The organism is Salinivibrio kushneri (assembly GCF_005280275.1).
GTDB lineage: Bacteria > Pseudomonadota > Gammaproteobacteria > Enterobacterales > Vibrionaceae > Salinivibrio > Salinivibrio kushneri.
In genome coordinates this window covers 157,993-181,904 of the sequence record NZ_CP040022.1, presented here as the reverse complement: position 1 = coordinate 181,904, position 23,912 = coordinate 157,993, and the positions used below count along the sequence as shown (strand labels likewise).

Annotated in this window: 20 protein-coding genes and 1 pseudogene; 8 read left to right on the top strand and 13 right to left on the bottom strand. The window is 49.9% G+C overall.

Features of this window, described 5'->3' with window-relative positions; genetic code table 11:
- The first annotated feature begins 71 nt into the window (after window positions 1-71).
- A complete protein-coding gene (locus FCN78_RS13940) occupies window positions 72-1,259 on the top strand; it encodes an NnrS family protein (RefSeq protein WP_077659007.1) in 1,188 nt (395 codons plus the stop codon).
- Between the two features lie 294 nt (window positions 1,260-1,553).
- A complete protein-coding gene (locus FCN78_RS13935) occupies window positions 1,554-3,065 on the top strand; it encodes a putative bifunctional diguanylate cyclase/phosphodiesterase (protein ID WP_077659008.1) in 1,512 nt (503 codons plus the stop codon).
- Window positions 3,066-3,095: 30 nt separating this feature from the next.
- Here the strand turns inward: FCN78_RS13935 and FCN78_RS13930 are convergent, their stop codons facing one another.
- Genes FCN78_RS13930 through cysP form a run of 4 tightly spaced genes read right to left on the bottom strand, consistent with a single transcriptional unit; the run spans window position 3,096 to window position 7,039 of the window.
- Complete coding sequence (locus tag FCN78_RS13930; protein WP_077659009.1) at window positions 3,096-4,223, bottom strand: sulfate/molybdate ABC transporter ATP-binding protein; 1,128 nt, start codon at window positions 4,221-4,223, stop codon at window positions 3,096-3,098.
- Between the two features lie 3 nt (window positions 4,224-4,226).
- Window positions 4,227-5,135 carry a sulfate ABC transporter permease subunit CysW gene (gene cysW, locus FCN78_RS13925; RefSeq protein ID WP_077659010.1) on the bottom strand — a complete coding sequence of 303 codons (909 nt, stop codon included), beginning with the start codon at window positions 5,133-5,135 and terminating at the stop codon, window positions 4,227-4,229.
- Between the two features lie 9 nt (window positions 5,136-5,144).
- Complete coding sequence (gene cysT, locus FCN78_RS13920) at window positions 5,145-5,981, bottom strand: sulfate ABC transporter permease subunit CysT (protein ID WP_077522723.1); 837 nt, start codon at window positions 5,979-5,981, stop codon at window positions 5,145-5,147.
- A 53-nt stretch (window positions 5,982-6,034) separates the two neighbouring features.
- Complete coding sequence (gene cysP, locus FCN78_RS13915; RefSeq protein WP_069586667.1) at window positions 6,035-7,039, bottom strand: thiosulfate ABC transporter substrate-binding protein CysP; 1,005 nt, start codon at window positions 7,037-7,039, stop codon at window positions 6,035-6,037.
- A 244-nt stretch (window positions 7,040-7,283) separates the two neighbouring features.
- Between cysP and cysM the strand changes: the two genes are divergently transcribed.
- Both cysM and FCN78_RS16100 read left to right on the top strand, forming a co-directional pair.
- On the top strand, window positions 7,284-8,177 hold the full coding sequence (cysM, locus tag FCN78_RS13910; RefSeq protein ID WP_077659025.1) for a cysteine synthase CysM: 894 nt from the start codon (window positions 7,284-7,286) through the stop codon (window positions 8,175-8,177).
- Window positions 8,178-8,534: 357 nt separating this feature from the next.
- Window positions 8,535-9,833 carry a methyl-accepting chemotaxis protein gene (locus tag FCN78_RS16100; protein ID WP_276469539.1) on the top strand — a complete coding sequence of 433 codons (1,299 nt, stop codon included), beginning with the start codon at window positions 8,535-8,537 and terminating at the stop codon, window positions 9,831-9,833.
- Between the two features lie 64 nt (window positions 9,834-9,897).
- On the opposite strand, the gene FCN78_RS13900 is transcribed toward FCN78_RS16100, so the two are convergent.
- From FCN78_RS13900 to FCN78_RS13880, 6 genes and pseudogenes are all read right to left on the bottom strand, one after another.
- Window positions 9,898-10,335: a YeeE/YedE family protein gene (locus FCN78_RS13900; protein WP_077659011.1), complete on the bottom strand. Its 438-nt coding sequence runs from the start codon at window positions 10,333-10,335 to the stop codon at window positions 9,898-9,900.
- A gap of 15 nt (window positions 10,336-10,350) precedes the next feature.
- The gene (locus FCN78_RS13895; RefSeq protein ID WP_077650152.1) at window positions 10,351-10,776 is read right to left on the bottom strand and encodes a YeeE/YedE family protein; all 426 of its coding nucleotides are present in this window, start codon (window positions 10,774-10,776) and stop codon (window positions 10,351-10,353) included.
- Window positions 10,777-10,914: 138 nt separating this feature from the next.
- Window positions 10,915-11,187, bottom strand: coding sequence for a methyl-accepting chemotaxis protein (locus tag FCN78_RS16155; protein ID WP_369801978.1), 273 nt, complete (start codon window positions 11,185-11,187; stop codon window positions 10,915-10,917).
- Between the two features lie 423 nt (window positions 11,188-11,610).
- Window positions 11,611-12,657, bottom strand: a pseudogene (locus FCN78_RS16150) (PAS domain S-box protein); the annotation flags it as partial.
- 201 nt (window positions 12,658-12,858) lie between these two features.
- Window positions 12,859-14,559 carry an FAD-dependent oxidoreductase gene (locus FCN78_RS13885; RefSeq protein WP_077522647.1) on the bottom strand — a complete coding sequence of 567 codons (1,701 nt, stop codon included), beginning with the start codon at window positions 14,557-14,559 and terminating at the stop codon, window positions 12,859-12,861.
- A gap of 10 nt (window positions 14,560-14,569) precedes the next feature.
- Complete coding sequence (locus tag FCN78_RS13880) at window positions 14,570-14,761, bottom strand: YgaP family membrane protein (RefSeq protein WP_046075776.1); 192 nt, start codon at window positions 14,759-14,761, stop codon at window positions 14,570-14,572.
- Window positions 14,762-15,004: 243 nt separating this feature from the next.
- Here FCN78_RS13880 and FCN78_RS13875 point away from each other — a divergent pair, with 243 nt between their 5' ends.
- From FCN78_RS13875 to FCN78_RS13860, 4 genes are all read left to right on the top strand, one after another.
- Window positions 15,005-15,298, top strand: coding sequence for an ArsR/SmtB family transcription factor (locus FCN78_RS13875; protein WP_069363167.1), 294 nt, complete (start codon window positions 15,005-15,007; stop codon window positions 15,296-15,298).
- A gap of 112 nt (window positions 15,299-15,410) precedes the next feature.
- Complete coding sequence (locus FCN78_RS13870; RefSeq protein ID WP_077659013.1) at window positions 15,411-18,719, top strand: efflux RND transporter permease subunit; 3,309 nt, start codon at window positions 15,411-15,413, stop codon at window positions 18,717-18,719.
- The gene (locus FCN78_RS13865) at window positions 18,716-19,771 is read left to right on the top strand and encodes an efflux RND transporter periplasmic adaptor subunit (RefSeq protein ID WP_077659014.1); all 1,056 of its coding nucleotides are present in this window, start codon (window positions 18,716-18,718) and stop codon (window positions 19,769-19,771) included. The genes FCN78_RS13870 and FCN78_RS13865 overlap by 4 nt, the downstream gene beginning before the upstream one ends.
- 64 nt (window positions 19,772-19,835) lie before the next feature.
- Window positions 19,836-20,651, top strand: coding sequence for a substrate-binding periplasmic protein (locus tag FCN78_RS13860; protein WP_077659015.1), 816 nt, complete (start codon window positions 19,836-19,838; stop codon window positions 20,649-20,651).
- Window positions 20,652-20,717: 66 nt separating this feature from the next.
- Here the strand turns inward: FCN78_RS13860 and FCN78_RS13855 are convergent, their stop codons facing one another.
- The 3 genes from FCN78_RS13855 to FCN78_RS13845 all read right to left on the bottom strand — a co-directional run bounded on the left by FCN78_RS13855 (window position 20,718) and on the right by FCN78_RS13845 (window position 23,827).
- Entirely contained in the window at window positions 20,718-21,449 is a 732-nt protein-coding gene (locus FCN78_RS13855; RefSeq protein WP_077599423.1) for a substrate-binding periplasmic protein, read from the bottom strand.
- Window positions 21,450-21,476: 27 nt separating this feature from the next.
- Window positions 21,477-23,027, bottom strand: coding sequence for a methyl-accepting chemotaxis protein (locus tag FCN78_RS13850; RefSeq protein ID WP_077459568.1), 1,551 nt, complete (start codon window positions 23,025-23,027; stop codon window positions 21,477-21,479).
- A gap of 65 nt (window positions 23,028-23,092) precedes the next feature.
- Complete coding sequence (locus FCN78_RS13845) at window positions 23,093-23,827, bottom strand: substrate-binding periplasmic protein (RefSeq protein ID WP_077659016.1); 735 nt, start codon at window positions 23,825-23,827, stop codon at window positions 23,093-23,095.
- Between the last annotated feature and the right edge of the window lie 85 nt (window positions 23,828-23,912).

The window sequence follows — 23,912 nt, the reverse complement described above, 5'->3', positions numbered from 1 at the left end:
GTTTAATATCAAAGGCAGTGTTTCCGTGTGTGCTAGGGTGGATAACCCAATTCTGCAGATGGAGCGCTTGAATGTTGTTAAATGTCACCGACAAACAAAAAGAAGATAAGATCCCGCCGCTGTTGCGGTTGGGATTTCGGCCCTTCTTCCTCTTTGGTGCTCTGTACTCCTGTCTGGTCATTATTATATGGAGTGGGCTGTACACCCATCCTGGGATGGTGTCACTCACGGTGCCTTCGCTTTGGTGGCATGCCCACGAGATGTTGTTTGGCTTTTCAATGGCCATTGTTGGTGGTTTTTTAATGACGGCGGTGCAAAACTGGACGGGTGTGCCAGGTACCCGGGGATCGAAGCTTTTCGCCATTTTTTCATTATGGCTGTTGGCTCGATTGAGCTTCTGGGTGGATGTCCCGGTTTGGGCGAGCCTTGTACTTGATACCCTATTTATGGCCTGTGTGGCATGGTCCTTGGGTTATCGCGTGGTAGTGACTAAGCGTCAACGTAATTATATTTTTATCCCCGTTTTGGCCATCGCGGCTTTACTGAACGCTTTATCTTATGGTGCGTTGTTAGGAGAGGTTGCCCCGCCTATAAACCAAGTTTGGCACAGTACCTTGCTTTGGTTCATGCTGCTTATTAGCGTAATGGGTGGCCGTGTGATCCCGTTTTTTACGGAGAAGAAGTTGGGTATACAGGTGTCCAGCACACCTGTGTGGCTAGAGCGAGCGATTATTGCTGTGTTTGTGCTACTGATTGGCGTCACTTTGGTGTCCGGCACTGATAATATGGTCGCGCGTGGGTTGCTGCTCACAGCGGGCATTGCGCAATGTGTTCGGCTCTACTGTTGGAAAGGCTGGAAAGCGTACCAGGTACCTATGCTGTTCTCGCTGCACCTATTCTATCTCTTCCTACCATTTGGCCTGATATTAAAAGCGGTGGTGATTAACCCCTGGGCATCAAACCTTATCTGGCACTTATTCGCGATAGGTGCACTCGGGGGCGTTGTCCTGGCCATGATTGCGCGAGTCACGCTTGGCCATACTGGGCGCAATGTTTATCAGGGCCCCGCTGTTTCGTGGCTGTTCTACGCCTTACTTATTTCTGCACTCGTCCGAGTATTTGGCATCTGGTTTTGGCCGGTGTATACCCTAGAGCTGGTTGCCGTATCAGCACTGCTTTGGACGATTAGCTATGGCTGGTTTGCGGTGCGATTTGGCCCCATGCTGAGCCAAGCACGCGCAGACGGTGCGGCGGGCTAATGTGTGACGTTTTACCCGTTTGTATTGGATTAATGCGAGACGAGTTAACACCCCATCATAGATGCTATAGCTGATAGGCATGGAAGGTGCCTATCAATTACTAGGTTGTTTATTGTCGTTTTTTCTGGCGGACAACGAGCATTCGAACTAGTATGCGTTAAAAACGTTGTCTCATTTTTAATAATGATTTAAAAGTGGCAGAGTTTGATATCACCGTCTTCCCTTTTCGTCACCTTAGGTGGGAGATAGGGTGTCGCAAGCAGGTCGAATGGACGTCATCGCACGGGAACCATAATGAAGAAAACGAACTACTATGCATTGAAGTTGGCGTTTACCTATTTCTTTTTTGCGACTTTGTGGATCCTTTTTTCCGATCGCGTGGTGACTGCGTTGGCAACGAATCTAGAGATGCATGAATTAGGACAAGCATTCAAAGGGCATTTCTTTGTGGTGGTGACGTCGATGATGCTCTGGAGCCTGGCGAGAAAGAATAACCTGGCGTTAGAGCGAGCGAGTGATATTGATAGTGTTACAGGGTTGCACAGCCCTTCAGTCTTTATGCGGCATGTGGATACTTTGCTTGCCCCACGGGATCAACAAACCTCGTATGTTTTGGTGATTATCGACATTGATGGATTTACATCACTCACCAATAAACTTGGGTTTGAACGTACTAATCACCTATTGTCTGATATGGCGCATGCCATTGAGGTATCAACGCTATTAGATAAGCTTACTTCGCGCGTCCATGCAGACCGCTTTGCCTGCCTTGTTGCGTTAGACGGTGCCAGCGATATGGCGCTCTATATTGATAGACTACACCGTGAATGTCATCGACATTTACAACGATACGAGCAACAGGCGACCTGTTCGATAGGGGTGGCGTTATTCGGGCCAGATGGTTACGATGCTGCCACCTTGATGACGGCGGCTACGCGCGCGCTTAATGAGGCTAAAAAACGCAAAAACACCGTAACCTATCATGATATGCACTTAACCGAGCAAGCCCAAAAGCGCAGGCAGCTCGTTTCTGCACTCAGAGTTGCAATCAATAACAAAGAGATTGAGGTTGTCTTTCAACCGCAGTATCGCCTGACGTCGGGCGAATTAAGCGGCTTAGAAGTATTGGCGAGATGGACCCATGAAACCTATGGTGTGGTGCCACCGAGTACGTTTATCACGCTCGCTGAAGAACAGGGTTTTTGCGAGGACCTAACGGCGCTCGTACTCGAAAAAGCGGCCAATCAGCTACGCGATAGTGACCTGTTGGGAACTGTTATTCAGCGTGTGTCGGTGAATATTTCTGCGGTTGAGTTTAATAGCCAGAGTGCGATCCGGCGTATTGATGATTACTTGAAATTGAACCCAGAATTCGCGCGTTACCTGTGCCTAGAAATAACCGAAACCGCGGCACTGGATGATATTCTCGAGTGCGCGCGAGTGGTCGATATCCTCAAACGCCATGGCGTGGCCTTCTCCATTGATGACTTTGGTGTGGGGTATACCTCTTTGGGAATGTTTAATCGGATTAATGTCGATGAAATTAAGATTGATCGCAGCTTCATCCAATCGATGGAAACCGATAGCCGTGCTAAAGCGATCACGGCCGGCATTATCGATATTACCAAACGCCTAGAAATCAACGTGGTCGCTGAAGGTGTGGAAACGGCCACGCAACTAGCATTGTTAAAAAGCTTTGGTTGCGAATATGTGCAAGGGTATTACTTGGGTTATCCTTCTACGCTATCCGAATTGAAAGTGGCGATGCCTGTCCGAAAGGTAAACGCCAACATAGATAACTCATAAAGCACCGCCAACATCCACTCGATAAATCACCTAAATATCATACACCAAGCTATCTGCCGCTAAGAATGGCCAATTGAGGCGGTGCGGCTCTGTGTCTGTGCCGTTGAAAAAGTATCCGCGGTGCGGCATCGCATACACGGTATCGCCCTTTTGATACGGTGCGGCTTGCCACGCATGATGAGTTAAGGTGGCCTCCCATAGTTGTTCACTTTCCCAGCCTTGTGGGGCGAGTGATACCCGCACCTCGGCACCGACCGGATTGATAGAGACCACACGCATGGGCAGAGAGAGTTGGCTATTGGGTTTATCGGCAAGGGTTAACTCATGGCTGCGGACATATAAACTGCCGGACTGTTGGGTGTGCGTATTTAGAGTGGGTTGAATAAAGGCATTGCCATTTTGCCAAGTGCCTTGCTGATAGTGGCCGGAAAAAACATTCACGTTTCCTAAAAAATCAAACACAAAGCGGCTTTTTGGCGCAGCATACAGATCGACTGGGCTATCGACTTGCTCAATTTGCCCATTACTCATCACCACCACGCGATCCGATAGCTCCAGGGCTTCGTCTTGATCATGAGTGACAAACACACTGGTGAATGCCATTTCATCGTGCAGTCGGCGTAACCATTGGCGCAACTCTTTGCGTACTTGCGCATCTAACGCCCCAAACGGCTCGTCGAGCAATAAGATCTCCGGCTGAGTCGCCAACGCCCGCGCCAGTGCGATACGTTGCTTTTGCCCGCCTGATAATTGTTCGGGATACCGTTTGCCCAGATGATCTAACTGCACGACCTCGAGCAGTTGATTTACTCGTTGTGTAATTGTGGCCGGTGAAGGGCGCTCGCGCCGTGGCATCACTTGCAAGCCAAAAGCGACGTTCTCTGCCACCGTCATGTGTTTGAACAAGGCATAGTTTTGAAAAACAAAGCCGACACGGCGATCACGCACATGAACGCGGGTGACATCGCGATCGCCAAACAGGATCTGGCCGCTATTACTGCTTTCTAATCCGGCAATAATGCGCAATAACGTGGTTTTACCGGAGCCTGAGGGGCCAAGCAATCCCATCATCTCACCTTGTTCAATGGTGAGTGATAACGGCGATAACGCTTGGAACTGGCCAAAGTGTTTAGTGATGTTGTTCAGTTGAATACGCATAGCTTACGGCTCACTTTGGTTCGTTTGTAAGGTTAAGCGGGCAGACGTTGACGCACTGCTTTCATCCATCGGCGCGGTATTGGTGAGCACACGGTGTTGATGCCATTCCACTAAGGTTTTCAATGCCAAGGTAGCGAGTGCCATAAAGGCAAGTAATGACGCACAGGCGAACGCCGCTTGGGTTTGGTAATCCTCGTAAAGGAGCTGCACCTGCAAAGGCAGGGTATTGGTTTGACCGCGAATGCTGCCTGACACCACAGCGACTGCACCAAACTCGCCGATGGCGCGCGCATTGGTCAAAATGACCCCGTAGATGAGGGCCCACTTAATATTGGGCAAGGTGACACGGCGAAAAAGCTGCCACCATGATGCGCCTAACACTACCGCCGCTTCTTCTTCCGCTTGCCCTTGCTGCTGCATCAGCGGGATCAGCTCGCGGGCGACAAAAGGGCAGGTAACAAAAATAGTGACCAACACAATGCCGGGTAGGGCAAACATCACTTGAAGATCATGCTCAAATAGCCACGCGCCTAGCCAGCCGTTACTGCCATAAAGCAGCAAATAGAGTAAACCTGCGACCACGGGCGACACGGCAAACGGGATATCAATCAAGGTGGTGAACAGCTTTCGCCCCGGAAATTGGAAACGGGTGACCGCCCATGCCAACATCACGCCAAATACGAGGTTAATGGGCACCGTGAGAACGGCCACCAACAACGTAAGGCCAATCGCGTGGCGGGTATCCGGCGCGAGTAAATGCTGAAAATAATTGGCGATACCATCGGCGAAGGCAATGGAAAAGATGCTCACCAGTGGTACAACCAACACCAGCGCCACGAGCAGCAGCATAAGCGCGATTAAACTGCGCCTGATCCATGGGGTATCACCGATTCTCACCGAGTTTGTGCTCATAAAGTGTCCTTACCGCCCGTGAATACGTTTTAGATAACGGCCTTGCCAAAGGTTAATGGCAAACAATAACGACAGCGATGCCATCAAGATCACCGAGGCAATGGCACTCGCCGCTGGGAAATCAAACTCTTGCAAACGAACAAAGATCATCAGCGACGTGATCTCGCTGACGTAAGGCATATTGCCAGCAATAAAAATCACCGCACCGAATTCGCCCAAGCTGCGGGTAAATGATAAGGCCACACCCACTAATAACGCAGGCTTGATGGTCGGCAGGATAATCCGCCAAAACACTGCGCTGTCACTTGCCCCGAGCACAGTGCCGGCTTCTTCTTCCTCTTGGGAGATTTCTTCCAACACGGGTTGGACGGTACGCACCACAAACGGCAAGCTGGTAAACATCATGGCAATTACGATCCCAAGTGGCGTGTAGGCAACTTGGATACCGACGTTGGCAAGCACACTGCCTATCCAGCCGTTATCGGCGTACAGGGTGGCGAGCGTGACACCGGCAACGGCGGTGGGGAGAGCAAACGGTAAATCAACCAGCGCATCGACGAAGCGTTTGCCGGTAAAGTTGTATCGCACCAGCACCCACGCAAAGAGTAGGCCAATCACACCGTTTAATAATGAGGCAATCAGCGCCGCGCCAGCCGTGACCTTATAACTGGCGACAATGCGTGGGTCCGTGATGGCAAACCAGTATTCTTGCCAACTCATCTGACTGGTCTGCATGATAAGGCCGCTGGCCGGTAACAGCAGAATCAAGCTAATGAATAGCAAAGACACGCCCAAACTGATGCCAAACCCGGGCAGCACGCGCTGCTGACGTGCTGCCCAAGGCATGGATTGGCGTTGATAAGATAGCGATGGCATAGCGTCTCAATACCTAGGAAGCGTTAACGGCGTTGCAGTTGGTCGAGTTTTCCGCCACTGGCAAAGTGCGTTTTCATGGCCTGATCCCAACTCCCTGCGATAGCTTCCACGGTCAGCAATTCGACCTCAGGAAAACGATCGGCATTATCTTTGACCACGTCAGGGTGATGGACGCGGTAGTTAAAATCGGCCAATAAACGCTGTGCTTTTTCGCTGTATAGGTAAGACAAATACTCGGTTGCCAACTCAGTGGTGCCGTTGCGTTTGGCGTTACGCTCTACCACGGCAACGGGGAACTCAGCCAAAATCGAGGTTTTAGGCACCACAATATCGTACTTGTCGCTACCATATTGCTGGCGGATATTGTTGACCTCTGATTCAAAGGTGACCAGCACATCGCCAATGCCGCGTTCAACAAACGAGGTGGTTGCGCCGCGGCCACCGGTATCAAATACCGCCACATTGGCGAGAAGCTGTTTCAAAAATTGGTCTTGTTGCTCGGTGTTGTCTTTTCCGAACGCCTTTTGCGCATAACCGAGTGCGGCAAGGTAGGTATAACGCGCATTGCCGGAGGTTTTTGGATTTGGGAAGACAGAGGCAACGTCGTCCTTAGCCAAATCATCCCAATTTTCAATGTTTTTGGGGTTGCCTTTGCGTACCAAAAACGCCGTGGTGGAGTAATACGGTGAGCTACTGTTAGGGAAGTTCTCTTTCCAGTTTTTGTCGATCAACTTGCCGCGATCGTACAACACCTGCACATCCGTGACTTGGTTGAAGGTGACCACATCCGCTTGCAGCCCTTGCATGATGGCGCGCGCCTGCGCCGAAGATCCGCCGTGAGACTGCTTAATGGTCACCGACTCTCCGGTTTTTTCTTGCCAGTGCGCCGCAAACAGCGGATTGTAATCAGCAAAAAGCTCACGCGCGATGTCGTAAGATGAATTCAAGAGAGTTTGCTCAGCGGCAGATACCGGCGCGGCACTGGTGGCAAGCAAGGCTGAGAGAGCCAGCGTTTTGAATACCTTCATTGTAAAATCCTTGATAGCCGTTTATTGCTGTTATCAGCAAAGAAAGTTGGGATAGGTCACAGAATAAAAGCAATTGAAGGGAATAAAAAAGAGTTTGAATATAACCATTTTGTATATGTTAGTGGAAAACTGTCTGCGTGTCGTATTCAGCCTGCTTGTAGGATGTGGCGATAGACAGTGTCTTACGCGGTGTTGAGAGCATCCATCAGGCAGGCAATTCATGAAACATGCAGAGGTAAACAACGTGGCTGATTTCCCCACGATTGAAGAGTATGTGGGTCAAACCCCTTTGGTGCGCTTGCAGCGGTTAGCCGCAGAGACAGGCAGCACTGTTTTAGTCAAACTCGAGGGCAATAATCCGGCCGGTTCGGTAAAAGACAGACCCGCACTCAATATGATCGTGCAGGCAGAAGCGCGGGGAGATATCCAACCGGGCGATACCCTGATTGAAGCGACCAGTGGTAACACTGGGATCGCGCTGGCGATGGCGGCGGCGATCAAAGGCTATCGACTGATTTTAATCATGCCTGAAAACGCCACGCAGGAGCGAAAAGATGCCATGCGAGCCTATGGCAGTGAGTTGATCCTCGTCTCTCAAGCGGCGGGGATGGAAGGCGCGCGTGATTTAGCCTTATCCATGCAGGCACAGGGTAAGGGCAAAGTGTTGGATCAGTTTAATAATCCGGATAACTGGCAGGCGCACTTAACGGGTACGGGCCCAGAAATTTGGCAACAAAGCCAGCAACAAATCACCCACTTTATTGCCAGCATGGGCACCACAGGCACCATTGTGGGAACCTCAAAGTACCTAAAAACGCAAAACCCCGCGATTAAAACCATTGGGTTACAGCCTACCGAGGGGAGCGCGATTCCTGGTATTCGGCGCTGGCCGGCTGAGTATTTACCGGGTATCTATACCGATGAAAATATTGATGAGGTGATAGATATTTCTGAGCAAGAGGCGAAAGAGACTGCGCGCGCCCTCGCCAGAGAAGAGGGTATATGTGCGGGGGTTAGCTCGGGTGGTGCCGTGTTTGCGGCCCTACAAGTCGCCAAAGCCGAACCCGGCTCTGTAGTGGTGGCCATTGTTTGCGATCGCGGCGATCGCTATTTATCGTCGGGACTGTTCTCGTTGTAACAGTCAGTCGGCCTCTCATTCAATAGTACGAGTACAAAGGATGACGATAAGCATCACACTACTCACTGATGCACTGACCACTTTGTTGGACGACGTGGTGAACTAGGCATACAAGAAACAATTATTCATCCTATTGTTTAGTAATACTTTTAATATTTTCTTACATAATTGACACATGTCATGCTTGTTCATTAAAAAGTCTGACTGGTGTAAACACGGTGACTCGCTATGCTTTTTGTTATGGCGCAAATAGAAGACGTCTAACATCCTCTTAAGTGCTCATGTGGATTGGCTAGCCATAGCAGATGAGAAGTGCAAGGAGGGAAGATATGGGCCTAGAGGTAGTAGGGAGCCACCATGATGTTTAATCAAACAAAACGTTTGCTTGCCGAGAGTGAGAGAAATATAGAGCATCTAGAGATAGAGCTAGATGCGATTGAAGAGAGTGTTGCCACTATTACATTCTCAACAGATGGAACCGTCCTTAGTTGCAACCAGTTGCTGTTGGATATTATCGGTTATGAGTCTGAAGAGGTTGTTGGACAACATCACTCTGCAGTGTGTTTTCCCGAAACCTCGCAGTCGCAAGAATACCGAGATTTTTGGGCGCGGCTCGGTCAGGGTGAAAGACAACAGGGTGTCTTTCGGCGCCGACACAAAAATGGTAACGAAATTTGGATGGATGCGTCTTATTTTCCGGTTAAAGATAAAGTCGGAAAAGTGATTAAAGTGCGCAAAATTGCGTCGGATGTAACGCGAATCCATCAAGAAAAAACCAAGAAAGAGGCCTTGTTTACGGCCCTTGACCGTTCAATGGCGGCCATCATTTTTACCCCTCAAGGTAACATTATCCATGCTAACGACAACTTTTTAGCCACAATGGGGTATGAATTAGATGATATTGTAGGCCAGCATCATCGTATGTTCTGTGACGCAGAATTTTATGAGAAAAACCCGGCTTTCTGGGCAGAGCTAGAAAGTGGACAATTTAAAAGCGGGCAGTATCAACGCCGTGATAAATTTGGTAACGAAATCTGGTTAGAGGCCACCTATAACCCAATATTCGGCGATAGTGGGCGTGTTGAGAAAGTGGTGAAATTTGCTTCAAATATTACCACTAGTGTGCAGAAAAGCCACGCAGTCTCACAAGCTGCTGATCTAGCTCATCACTCGTCAGCCGCGACGCTTCAACATGTTGAAGATGGTAGTGCCTTGCTCAAAGAGGCCGTTGACATTACGAGTCATGTCACTGAAAAAATGCAATCAACGGCAGAGCAGCTCCACCAACTGACCGAGCACGCACAGAGCATTGAAGAGATCGTGACCACTATCAATCAAATTGCCGAGCAAACTAACTTACTTGCGCTGAATGCGGCGATTGAAGCCGCACGAGCCGGCGAGATGGGCAGAGGCTTTGCGGTGGTTGCAGACGAAGTAAGAAGTTTAGCCAAACGTACCAGTGAATCGACAACGCAAATCGCAAGTGTTGTCGATGAAAATAGAAAATTGACTCAGGGGGTGAGTGAGTCGATGGAAGAAGTCGTCGCAGAATCCGAACAGAGTCGAGAAAAGATTACGTCAGCGGAAGCCGTGATGCGCGATATTTATGCTGGTGCTGAGGAAGTCTCAGATACGGTTCAACGCCTCGCCACTTAGTGTGGAATACTAGCGCCCTATCGCGAAAATGGATAATTAGGGCGCAGCATCCCTTGAACGATCTTTAAGCGTTTAATGGCGAGGGCGCTCGTGGCCGCTGAAGGTAGGCGACAAGCCGAATTCCGACTAGCATGCTAATCACAAATAAGCTTATCGGTAGTGCACCAGAGCCAATGGCCGTGATTGCCGGGCCAGGGCAAAGTCCGGCGAGTCCCCAGCCGGTGCCAAAGAGTAATGCACCGCCGATGAGTTTTTTATCAATCTTTCGCGTTTTGGGCAGGCAAAATTGATCGGCCAGTATGGGTTTTTGCTGCTGGCGTATGGCTAAAAAGTAACCGGGGACAAAGATCAGCAGCGCACCGCCCATTACAAACGCAAGGCTGGGATCCCACTGGCCGAACACATCCAGAAAGCCAATCACCTTCGCGGGATTGACCATGCCTGACACCATCATACCCACACCGAAGATAAAGCCTGAGAGTAGAGCAACAAGGCGGAACATAAGCGATAAACGTCCTTAAAGGTGTAAACGAACAAAAACAGTGACAAAGGCAGCACTCATAAAAGTGAGCGTTGCCACGATTGACCGTTTCGATAAGCGACCCATGCCACAAATGCCATGACCACTGGTACAGCCGTTACCTAATTGAGTGCCTATCCCGACCAGTAAGCCCGCCAGTACGGCAATCATAGGTGTGAGTGTAGGCGCAAGATTTGTGTCGTTAGGTAATTCAAAACCGATAAATGGCATCAAGATGCCAGCACTGACCATCCCTAGCAAAAACAACCCTCGCCATTGTGCTTCATGGACATTCGATGACAATGCGCCTGACACAATACCGCTGATCCCGGCAATGCGGCCATTAAGCGCTAATAGTGCCAGACAGGCTGCACCAACCAGCATGCCACCAAATAGGGCATCCCATGGGATAGGGAACGTCATGATTTCCTCTCGATGACTCAAAACAGGTTACAATTAAATAAGACAGGTAGCATACTGAGATTTTTGTATAAGTCAATGCTAATTTAGTTTATGCATAAATAAATAGCGCGAGTATTGGCTCTTGGGCTTCTCGATGTTCTAGCTCTCTATGTCATTCAACAAGGTGGCCAGTTCATCAATACTTTGCACGGTACTTTCTACCAACTCACTAATCTGTTTACTCGACTGATGAGAGCTTTGGGCTAACTGGCGAACCTCATCGGCGACCACGGCAAAACCACGCCCTAGCTCACCCGCGCGAGCGGCCTCTATGGCGGCGTTGAGTGCGAGTAAGTTAGTGCGCTCTGAAATATTGTTGATGGTATCAATGATTTTCATGACCTCTTGACTGGACTGAGAGACGGACTGCATTGATGTTTGTGTTTTTGCGACTGTTTTACGCCGCGTACTGATATCGATACCGAACATGACATAATTGAGTATGTTGCCGGATAAATCTTTAAGTACACAGATTCTCGCATCAATCGCCAGTTGGTCATGTTGACCATCAAACTCGATCAACGCCGAAGCATGCCCTTGTTCATCAATCGCGTCTGTTAATTCGTGAGTAATTTTATGATAAATAAAACGTGATGCGTCTTCACACGACTTATCAATCTGTTTTAGTGCCTCTTCAAATAAGGGGTTCACGGAATCAAGCTTGCCAGTCGCGTCAATCTCCATAATCACGAGCGCGCCGCCAATAGCATCCAGTTTGCGGGTGAAATCTAAATAGGTTTGCTTGACTTGCGTAATATCGGCTTGTACCGATATAAAGTGGGTTAGCTGGTTTTGATTGTCCCAAACAGGGTTTATTGATAAGGAGATCCAATAGGGCTCGCCATCCTTATTATAATTCAATATTTCGTCATAGAAGGGCTCACAACGTGATAAATAATTGCGGATATTTTGTATTGTTTTGGGATCGGTATCTTTACCTTGCAAAACATGCCCTGGCTTTTTCCCTTTCATTTCATTCAATGTATAGCCTGACATAGATTCGAAGCCGCGATTAACGTATACCACCTCACCCTTTGGGTTCGCCACCACAACGGCATTGTCGGTTTCGTTAGCGACCATGGACAGTAATTGCATTTCTTCGCGACGTCTTACCACTTCCGTAACATCTTTAACAAATGCGGTATAGAGTATCCGATTATCCAGACGTACCTTAGACAGTGATAGTTGTCCCCAGAGGAGGTGACCATCTTTGTGTTCAATTTCGACTTCTCGACTTGTCCCGACAATTTTGTCTTCGCCGGTTTTGCGGTTCCTATCAATATATTCATCATGATTAGACTGAATTGCTTGCGGGACCAGCATTTTAACGTTCTTACCCTGTACCTCTTCTTTGCTGTATCCCCACAACTGCTCGGCCGCTTTGTTATAAAAAGTGATACAGTTTTGCTCATCAATGCACACGACTGCATCAAGCGCTTGTTCGAGCGTTTGGGTCATCATCTCTCGTGCATCTCGTTCAGCGGTCACATCACGAACAAAGGCAGTGTAATGGGTTTTGCCAGCGACACGTATCTTGGATAACGACAGTTGTACCCAAGTCAATGCACCATCTTTCCGCTTGAGCTGCACTTCCCGAGAGCGTCCGACGATACGATCCTCCCCGCCCTCTCTGTGTCGGTTAACATAACTATCATGATCAGCGTGCAGTTCGGTAGGGAGCAGCATCGCCACGTTTTTACCCAATACCTCGTTCGCGGCGTATCCCCATAAATCCTCTGCGGCTTGATTAAAAAAGGTGATGTTATTGTGATGATCAATTGTAACAACGGCGATAATGGCTTGCTCAAGTGCTTGCCGATGCGTGTTAGAGCGACCCAGCATAGTTATCCTCTTGCTCAAAAAGGGAAATGAGACTCAGTGGAGTGATGTCGTGACATCATGCATGTATTTAATGGTTAAAAGCCTTAAAGCCTTAAAGATAATCATGACAATAGTTAAGGTATAAACGAGGTAGGGGAGATTTTCCAATAAATAAAAGCACGAACGGGTGCTCGTGCTTTTTGACAGGGAGTGTCTGAATGGTTAGGCGGTGGCGAATTTGTAAGTGCGATAGCCTCCAATCAAATTGCGCGCTTTAAAGCCATGATTGACTAACTGGCGGTAGGCGACATTGCCTCTGAGACCGACCTGACAGTAAATCAAAATTTCTTTGTCTTTGGGCAGTTCATCGATGCGTCCACGCAGTTCGTCGACCGGAATATGGATATCACCATCGATATACTGACCGTTTTCGCGCTCGGGGGCATTACGCACATCCAGCAGCACTTGATCATCACGCAGTGCACCTAACTCGTGGTAATGAATCGCTTTAGCGTCACCCTTAATGAGGTTGGTTGCTACAAAGGCCGCTTGATTAATCACATCTTTAGCACTGCCATACGGCGGCGCATAGGTGAGTTCTAGATGTTGGAGCTGCTCAACGGTCATGCCGGCACGTTGTGCTACGGCCATGACATCAATGCGTTTATCAATGCCGTCTTTGCCCACCGCTTGTGCGCCTAAAATCGCGCCCGTATCCGGGGCAAACAGCAGCTTAAATGAGACAATCTCTGCGCCGGGATAATAACCCGCATGACTGGCGGCGTGAACATAGACCTTTTGGTAGTCGATGTCAGCGTGCTTGAGTTGTTTCTCGTTTTGGCCCACTGAGGCGACCGCGAGATCGAATACTTTACAGATAGCGGTGCCTTGGGTGCCGAGATAATGCTCAGTGCTGCCTAGCATGTTGTCAGCGGCCATGCGCCCTTGACGGTTCGCTGGGCCAGCCAATGGCACCAACGTCGGCTTGTGAGTGACAAAGTCAATCTCTTCCACCGCATCGCCGACGGCGTAAATATCGGGGTCTTGGGTCTGCATGGTGCTGTTGACCACAATCCCGCCTTTTTCACCAATGGCAAGCCCCGCCTGTTGCGCCAGCGTGACTTCAGGCTTAACGCCAACGGCCATGATCAACAATTCAGTATGCAGCGTGTCACCATTATTGAGCGTGAGGCTCAGTGAACCTTCTAAGTGTTGCGGCTCACTAGGCTCGCCGGCATCATCACTAGCGACATGCGTGGTAGGAATAAACTCGGCGGACTCCAGCGCGGTGCCTAAACGTAAGTCGACCTCTTGGTCGCGAATGGTTTGATGGACAAACCCCGCCATTTCGCGGTCGACGGGCGTCATCACCTGATCGGCCATCTCCAACAGGGTGGTTTTAATCCCGCGTTGATGCAGCGCTTCCATCATCTCAAGGCCAATAAAGCCCCCGCCAACGACAGTCGCATGGCTGGGGTTATTCATATCAATGGTATGCAGAATCGCATCCATATCTGGAATATTGCGAAGTGAGTGAGTCAGCGGGTTATCTAAGCCAGGAATAGGCGGCATGATGGGGGCCGCACCTGGGCTTAACAGTAACTTGTCGTAGCCTTCTTGATAATCGCTGCCATCGGCACGGGTGACGGTGACGGTTTTGGCCTCGCGGTTAATCGCAGTGACTGTGCTATTGATGCGCACATCCACATTAAAGCGGGCGCGAAAACTGTCCGGGGTTTGCAGCAAGAGTTTACTGCGGTCGGTAATGTCACCCCCGATATGATAAGGCAAACCACAGTTAGCGAACGAGACGTACGGGCCACGTTCGAACATGATGATTTCGGCTTCTTCACTTAAACGACGGGCGCGAGCGGCGGCAGAAGCGCCACCGGCGACGCCGCCAATAATCACGATTTTGGTCATTATGACTCCATTAAGCGTTGCTTAGTCCAAGTTTTTTCAGGAAAAAGGCAGCCGGACAAATCCCTGTAAACGCACTTTGGATCAGGTTTACGCCAACGAAAACGGTTAGCCAAACAAATTGGCTATGAACCGTGAGGGTAAGCACGACAGAAAGTAGCACCATCATGCCAGCGATTACGCGTACGCCATTATCAATTGTCATAGCAAGACTCCTTTGCATTACCTATACGATTACCCGACAGACCGAACCGCTTTGGCTCGAACGCCTTCAGTGTTTGTCGGCACTCGGATCACTCTAGAAGTTATATTTAGAAAAGTCTAATAATAATTTAACTAAATTAGAATTGACTAAATAAAATGGCGCGCTAAGCTATGGGTATTGGCAAAAAAGGAGTGAGCGATGGCAGAGTCAAGCGTGCCGATTGAGGCAGAAAGCGTACCGGATATGGACATCGTTGCCATGCGTGAGCAAGCGTCTCTAGTGGCGACCATGTTGAAAGTAATGGCGCACCCTGAGCGATTAATTGTGCTGTGTCAGCTTTTGGCCGGAGAGCGCTCCGTAGGGCAATTGCTGCAAGGGTCGTGCTTGAGTCAATCGGCGTTTTCTCAGCACCTTAGTGTGTTAAAGCGGCATCAACTGGTCAAGGTACGTAAGTCATCGCAGCAGGTGTTTTATCAGCTCAATGACCCCCACGTCGCGGCGATTATTGCCACCTTACAGCGGCTCTATTGTGTCTGAATCTGAGAGGTCAGCACACATTCATTGCCAGTTGATGCGCTAGGTTAATTAACAGTCACCCTTTTTATCTGTCGTTCTCTTGTCGTTACTGTCATCAGCTAAAGGATCGAATATGCGAGATGCTCAGCCACAAGGTCAGCTGATCACCCGAGTGATGAACAGCTTCTTCCCGCCCATCCTCATTGTGCTCGCGCTGCTGGTGGGGGCGGCAGCACTGTGGCTCACTCCCAAAGAAGAAGATCCGCAAATTGTCGTCCCCATGGCGGATATAGTGGTGCAAGCGCCCGGTTTGAGTGCCCCGCAAGTGGCGAAGCAGGTGACGCAGCCTCTGGAGAAAAAAGTCAGCCAAATTGATGGGGTGGAGTATGTGTATTCCACCACCCAAGCCGGTTCCGCGCTGGTCACGGTGCGCTTTTACGTTGGCGAAGATCGCGAGTCTGCCTTGGTGAAACTGTATAACAAGCTCTATGCCAATCAAGACGCGATCCCAGCTGCCGTGAGCGAGTGGGCGATTAAGCCTGTGGAAATTGATGATGTGCCGATTGTGATTGCGGCGCTGCGTAGCGACAAACCTGACCAGCTCGACCATTATGCGCTGCGCCGTATTGCCGAGCAGGCGACCTTGGATCTTAAAGCCCTTCCCGAAACCAATGCGGTGAAGGTAGTGGGCGGCGTGCCGCGTCAGGTGTTGGTCACGCTCGACCCTGCCGCCATGGCTAGCTATCAGATCAGCGTATCTGATCTCACTAATGCCTTTTCGTTGAGCCATCAAAAGCGTGATATTGGCGATATTCAGCATCAGGGTGAGCGCTATTTACTAAAAACCGGCCAGTGGTATCAAAGCCTTGAGGAGATACGCCATTTAGTGGTGGCGGTGGTGAATGGTAAACCTGTGTACCTGCAGGATGTGGCCAAGTTATCGGACGGCGCGCAAGAGCCCACCACAGACACGTGGATCCAATCGACCGATGATAGCCAGCCGTATCCAGCGGTGTTTCTCTCGGTGGCGAAGCAAAAAGGCGCCAACGCGGTAACCGTGGCCGAGGATGTCACCGCCACGCTCAATCATTTGGTCGCCACGCAATTTCCCGAGGGCGTAAGCGTCGAAATCATTCGCAATTACGGCCAAACCGCCGATGCCAAAGTGAAAAACTTGGTGTCCAGCCTCGGTATTGCGGTGCTCACCGTGGTGGTCTTTGTCGGCTTGTTTTTAAACTGGCGCAGCGCCTTAGTGGTGGCGATTGCGATCCCAATCAGTTATGGCGCGGCATTAGGGCTGGATTTAGCCTTTGGCTACTCAATTAACCGCGTCACCTTGTTTGCGTTAATCTTGGCGCTAGGGCTGATTGTTGATGATCCGATTGCCAGTATCGACAACATTGAACGGCACCTGACCCATGATAATAAGCCGCGTGGCCGCACGATTGTGCTGGCGATGTTGGAAATCAAACGCGCATTGATCATGTCGACCGTGGCGATTGTGATTGTGTTCACCCCGATGTTTTTTATCACCGGCATGATGGGGCCATATATGGCACCGCTGGCATTCAATGTGCCGGTCAGTGTGGTGATCAGTACCTTGGTAGCGTTTTTAGTCACCCCTTGGCTGGCCAAAAAAATTGTCCGCGCGTCCAATAAAGGCGATGACTATCGCCTTGAGACCACGCCGCTGTACCGTGGCTATCGGCGCGTGTTGCTGCCATTGTTGGAAAACAATCGTCGCGCCAAAGCGTTTTTATGGATAGTGGGCGTGTTGTTTGTCATCGCCGCTCTGCTGCCTGCGTTGCGCCTCGTACCGCTTAAGCTGTTGCCGTATGACAATAAAAACGAGTTTCAGGTGGTGCTGGATTTGCCGGAAACCGCCAATCATGTCGATACCTCCAATGCGCTGCGAGAGATGAACGGTTATCTACAAACGCAAGCCGAGGTGGTATCGGTATCCGGCTTTGCCGGGCTCGCTTCACCGATGGATTTTAATGGCATGGTGCGCCATTACTTTACTCGTCATGCGCCTTACCAAGGTGAACTGCGGGTAGTGCTGGTGGATAAGCACCGGCGCACGTTGCAATCACATGGCTTGGTGACACGCATGCGTGATGAGTTAGAAGCCATCGCAGCAAAATATGATGCCGAGGTGCAATTAGTGGAAATGCCACCAGGGCCGCCTGTGCTGGCAACCATTGTCGCCGAAGTGTATGGCTCACCAAGCACGCCCTATTCAACCCTGCAAGCGCAAGCGACGCAGGTAGCCGAGCGATTAAAGCGTGAAGCCTTGGTGTCAGAAGTGAGCACCAGTGTTCAAGGGCCTCTATCGAGCTGGCAGTTTGTCGTAGACCAAGAAAAAGCCGCTTTGTCAGGTGTTGCGGTGGCCGATATTAACCAAGCGCTCAGGGCCGCAAACCAAGGGGTTACACTGGCCCATTTGGCCGACGCCGATGAAATGGATCCTTTGCCCGTCACATTGCAACTTGCAGCGGACGCCCGTGATCAGCTTGATGCGTTGCTCGCACTGCATGTACGTGGTCGCGCAGGGGTGGCGAAACAATCGGTTCAAGGTGCCTTGGTGGATGCGCCGCAGCCGCTGGTCGCGTTGAGTGAACTCGGCCATTTTGAGCGGCAACCGGTTGATCAGCCTATTTATCATAAGAATTTACGCCCCGTCGTGTATGTGTATGCCGAACCCACTGGACGGGTACCGGGCGAGGTAGTCGCCGATATGATGGCTGATTTTAACCAACCTGAGTCGGACAGTACTCGCCCGCTATCCGCGCGTAGTTATCTGGATAATGGCGCGGGTGATGGCTGGCAAGTTGATGAGGGTATCGAGGTGGTATGGAGTGGTGAAGGAGAGTGGAAGATCACCATTGATGTCTTCCGTGATCTGGGGATTGCCTATGGTGCGGCACTGCTGGGCGTCTTTATAGTGATGCTGATACAAACCGGGCTACCGGCGGTGTCAGGCATTATTATGCTTGCAATTCCACTGACTGTGATTGGCATCATGCCAGGCTTTTGGTTGCTCAATGGTTTGAGCGGTCAAATCAGCGGCTATCCAAATCCGGCGCTGTTCACCGCTACCGCGATGATTGGCATGATTGCACTGGCGGGGATTGTGGTACGCAACTCACTGGTATTGATTGAGTTTATTCAACAGTCACTCGCTCAAGGTATGGCGCTGAGTGAAGCCTTAGTACAAGCGGGCGCAGTGCGAATGCGGCCCATTTTGCTGACCGCCGGCACCACCTTATTGGGGAATGTGATTATCACCCTCGACCCGATTTTTAATGGGTTAGCCTGGGCGATTATTTTCGGTATTGCCGCGTCTACCGTGTTTACCTTGCTGGTTGTGCCCGTGGTGTACAACCTTGCGTATCAAAATCATCCCACCCACGGCCTATCAGTAGAAGGAGAGCATGCATGAAGGCAAAAAAAGGCGTACTCGCACTGGTGCTAGGCACTGGGCTATTGGTGTTGTTTTTGGTGATGGCTGGGGTGTTTACCTCGAATGTCGCGCCCGTCTCGACATTGAACGAGACACCGGACAACGTTGAAACGCTAACGCTTGAGGCGGTCGAACAGCCACAAACCCGCATTTTTTCCGGCCAGTTGGAGGCAAGACAGACGGCAACCTTAGCGGCGCGAATGACCGCAACCGTTGCGGAAGTGCTGGTTGATGTCGGAGACCGCGTTGAGCAAGGGGATGTGTTGCTGCGTTTGGATAATGCCGATCTCAGTGCCAAAGTTCGCCAAGTGCAACAAGCCTTGGCCTCGGCGCAATCGCAATTGAATACCGCGCGCAGTGACTACCGCCGCATGGAGACCTTGTTGGCGAAAAAGCTGGTGCCACAATCTCAATTCGATGAGGCGGAGAATCGCTTAAAAACTGCGCAGTCTGAATACCGTCGTGCCCTTGCTGCGGTGGATGAGGCTGAAACCCAATTTGGCTTTAGTCTGGTGCGCGCGCCGTTTTCAGGGCTGATCACCGATAAAATCATCAACCAAGGGAATACGGCGACACCGGGTGCGGCGCTGCTATCCCTGTACAACCCTGAAAGTATCGAAGCGACGGTCAATGTGGCGGAATCTGCGTTACCCTATGTCGACATCGGTCAATCGTTAACGGTTACGCTCCCGACCTATGATAAAACCCTTGCGGGCGTGGTGCGCACTGTGACACCGGCTGCCGATGCCACGTCACGCAGTTATCGTGTTGCCGTGACACTGCCAAACACGGAGGCGAGTGATACTTTGCTACCAGGAATGTTTGCAAAAGTGACCGTGTCACAAAAAGCCGAGCCAGTGCTTTATCTACCGAGCAATGCGTATTATCAAATTGGACAACTTAACTATGTGAAGGTGCTTGACGCGGGTGAGGTGAGAACACGGCTGGTATCGCTTACACAGCAAGGGCGCGTGCGTAAGGGGCTAAAGCCTGGTGAAGTGGTAATCATAAATCCTAAAAAAACACAGTGATTCAGGTCGCGTTATAGTGAATATCATCAATACTTAAGGTGAGTTTTCCTAAAAGGAGTTCACTATGAAAAAAGCGACACGTTCTGCAGCAGGCCTCGCTGCGACAGCTTTCACTGCGACAGCCTTCGCTGCGACAGCCCTTACTGGTGCTGCGCTGCTATCTTCACCAGCCCTCGCGTTAGACACATCATCACTTAAAGCCTGTGGGGATGGGGCGGGTTGGCCACCGTATACTTTCGAAAAAGGCGGACAAGTTCAAGGGTACGACGTTGACGTCCTAAACGCGATATTCGGTAAGGAAGGGGTCGATGTTTCGGTGGCAATGCCACCTTGGAAGCGGTGTGTGCTGCAGACGAAAGCGGGCAATTATGATATCGCGCTTAGTGCCTCCTACAGTGAAGAGCGTGATAAAGACTTTATTCTCACCAACTATTACTACACACTGCAGCCGAGTTACATATATTCAACCAGCCAATATCCTAATGGTTTGAACATAAGCACAATGGACGATTTAAACGGTCTAAGAATGTGTGGCTTGCTTGGTTACAATTATACGGGCTTTGGCGTTGACGATAGCAAGGTGAGAAAATCAGCGAAAAGCTTTGATCAGCTCGTGCAAAAAACGGAAGCAGGGCGCTGTGATGTATTCTTAGCGCGATATGAAATACTGGCTGGATTTAAAGTGGCCAAAGGCACGGATTATCTCGCCGGCGGTATGCAAGCTGAGCCTATTCCGGGAAACAGTGGTGATAAGTTTCACATGATGATCTCGCGTGAGCACCCAGAAGCCATGGAAATAAAAGCCACGCTGGATGCCGGATTTGAGTCGATGCGTGAATCTGGAAAACTACAAGCTGTCTTGGATGCTTATATAAAATAGCGGACCGGCTTTACTCGTTCGGTGACAAAGAGGTGCAATGACACCTCTTTTTCGATCATCAAAATATTAATCAACACCGTATTTTTTCAGGATTTTTTCAAAGGTGCCATTTGCTTTAATCGTCTCTAGCCCTTTGTTGTAGGCATTGATAAACATCTGGCTGTCGGGGTTAGCTTTGCCACTGGTGACATATAAAGGATTGGTTGAAAGCGCTTGGTCAGTAAAGGCAAACTGGTGACTATCAATCCCTTCTTCTTGCATCACTGATTGGGCGACGATCTTATCTTCCAAGGTCAGATCAATACGGCTGGCGAGCAGCTTTTTCAAATTAGTCGTTAAGTTGTTGGCCGCAGGTTTATCAAAATGCGTCGCATTTAAAAATGCATCGCCGTAGCCATAACCCCGTACAACCCCGACCACTTTGCCCTCTAGATCATTTAAATCAGAGAACTGAAAGTTGTCATCAACACGTTTAATAAAGGCGAGCTGGTTGCTCATATAAGGGTTGCTGTAACGCAGATACTGAGTGCGTGCGTCGGTATGCCAAGTGGCTGGCAATAAGTCGATACTGCCATTGCGAACGGCATCAAGCGCACGCGCCCATGGCATATTTTTAAAGTCGACTTCATAGCCTTGGGTAGCCATCGCTGCTTTGACAAGCTCGATAGAAATACCTGGCCTGTCAGGATCCGTGGTCACAAAGGGTGGCCACGGATCTTGCGCCGCTGTTAGCGTTCTCGCCATTGTGCTAGGCACCAGTAAGAGTATTGCCAAACTAACGATAACCAGCTTTTGCATGTCTTCTCCTTGTTATTATGCCTTTGATTAGGTTTTAAATTTCTCCATTTGTACTTTGATGTCTTCACTCAGGGTAAGCACTTTGTCGGTGCGTGCGGCGTTTTCTTGCGCACCTTCAGTGACGTAATTGGTTGCCTCTGAGGCCTCATTGATTGCTTGACTGACTTCATCAATGGCTTGACGTTGCTCATCAGTGGCTTGCGAAATTTGTCCGCTACGCTCGGAAATATCCGTGATGGTTTCGCGCACTTGACTGACTGATTCTTGTGATTCAGACACGCGTCCGGCGGTATTTTCTAAGATACTACCAATGCGTTTGATCTCTTTTTCTACCGATTCAGTGGCCTCACTCAAGGATTTGATGTTGGATTGAATTTGCTCGGTAGATTCACTGGTTTTGACTGAAAGACTGCGCACTTCGTCAGCCACCACCGCAAAGCCTCGGCCTTGCTCGCCAGCGCGCGCCGCCTCAATCGCCGCATTCAGCGCCAAGAGGTTGGTTTGTTCAGAGATATCGTTGATAACGTTGACGACATCAGAAATCTTTTCACCTTCCTCGAGCAGTTTATGCATTTCAGCATTCACATTCTCCATCTCTGAACGCATATTAATGATTTCAGAGGCTGAACTCTCAATCGTCCCATACACTTGGTTAACCAGATCCGTGGCACCTGCAGCACGAGTCGCCGCATCGTTTGCTGTATCAGCGACGGTGGCAATAGATTGATTCATCTGCGTAGCGGCGGCGGCAACCGTCGAGAGACTTTGTTTCTGTTGCTCCAAGCGTTCCGCGTTAGTGCGTGCCATTTGCCCACTCTCTGCCGAGACTTCAGCGAGGTTGATAGAAGCTTGGGTCACTTCATTGACGATTTCACGCAACGAAGCGGTAAAGTGGTTAATATGCTCAGTGATCTGGGCGAATTCTTTGTATTTCGGGGCTGGGATCACGGTGGAGAGATCGCCATCCCCACTGGCGAGTTCTCGCACGCGCAACGTTAAATCATTGAGTGGTTTAACCACGGTGGCGGTCAATGCCAAAATCAGGAACACAATCATCACAAGATCGAGCACTAGCAGCTCAATCAGGCTTCGGGTGAGGGTATCGGATAACTCCGCCTCTAATCTGTCTGTGTTATAAAATACCTGCAGAGTCCCCACTTTGTTGGTTTCACCATACTCGGTAAATGAAAGCTCACTTTCTTCGTTGGGCATGGATTCGTACATCGACTTTTCGCCGTCGCCAATGTCTTTCGGCTGGCGTTGTCCCTCATCATTGGGTGGCCCGAGGCGCAGAAAGACGATGGCAGACCCTTGATTATCCAGTATTCGGACCGCCTTGATATCGGGGGCTTTTAATTCGGCAGAAATCGAGAGTTTGGCCGCTTCCAGGTCGAAGTCCCAAATGGCTTTGGGCAAACTGAGATTCATGCGGTTGGTGGCATTGTCCACGGTGGTTTCAAGCGCGCTATTCAGTTCCTGTTTAGTATTTTGGTAATCAATATAGCTTGATATCCCTAATACCACAGAAACAGCAATAACCACTTGAGTGACAAATATTGCTTTTAGACTCTTAAACATAGCGCTACTCTTCTATTTACATTGCCATGCGACCTGACTGCGGTCACTTTCCCCTCGAGTGTTCATTATTCACCCAGGTGTTGTTTCATTATCTGTTCAATGTCGATTTTCTTGAGCCCTTGATTAACGATGTCACGCCATTTTTGCCCTTCGGCATTGTCGGCAAACGCAATATAGAGTTTTTTATCAACCAAGAGCTTTTTGTTCATTTGTAGATTGGCTTTAACGGCACTAAGGGCAGGATCATTCTCTTTGAGATAGTCCAGCACATTAGCATCCACCACGGCTAGCGGGATCCGTGCTCGTCCCACCTTTTGCAAGTTTTGCGTATCACTGGTGACCGCAGACGATTTAAGTGTGCCGTTGGCAATACGCTCATCTAACTCTGGCGTGTTGACATACCCTCGAACCACGCCAATGGTATGCTGAGTCAGATCATCAAGGGTCGACCATTCGATAGGCTGGTTGACGTTTTCAACGAACCCGAGCGGACCAGTACCTATGGGGTCAGAGAAAACCAGTTCGTCTGTCTCGTAATGATATTCTGGGAAATAGCCAGCGTACTGCGCATCATTCTTGACCAAATACACGGTGCGTGACCACGGGTAAAACTCGACGTTAAGCTCGTGCCCCATGGCTTGCACCGCCGCACGCACCACCGCCACTGATGCGCCCTGATCCGGCAAATTTTTGCCAGAATAAGGTGGCCACTCGAGTGATGGCATAGTGAGGACATCCGCTCGCGCTGGTAATGCAAGAAAGAGGGCTGAGAAAATGATAGTGAACAGATGCTTGAGCATAACGTCTCCAATTTATTCATCGTTCTTATAAGCGTAGACGAGATAAAAATAGGTGGGTGCAGTGATCGTTGGCTTGCTGAATAAT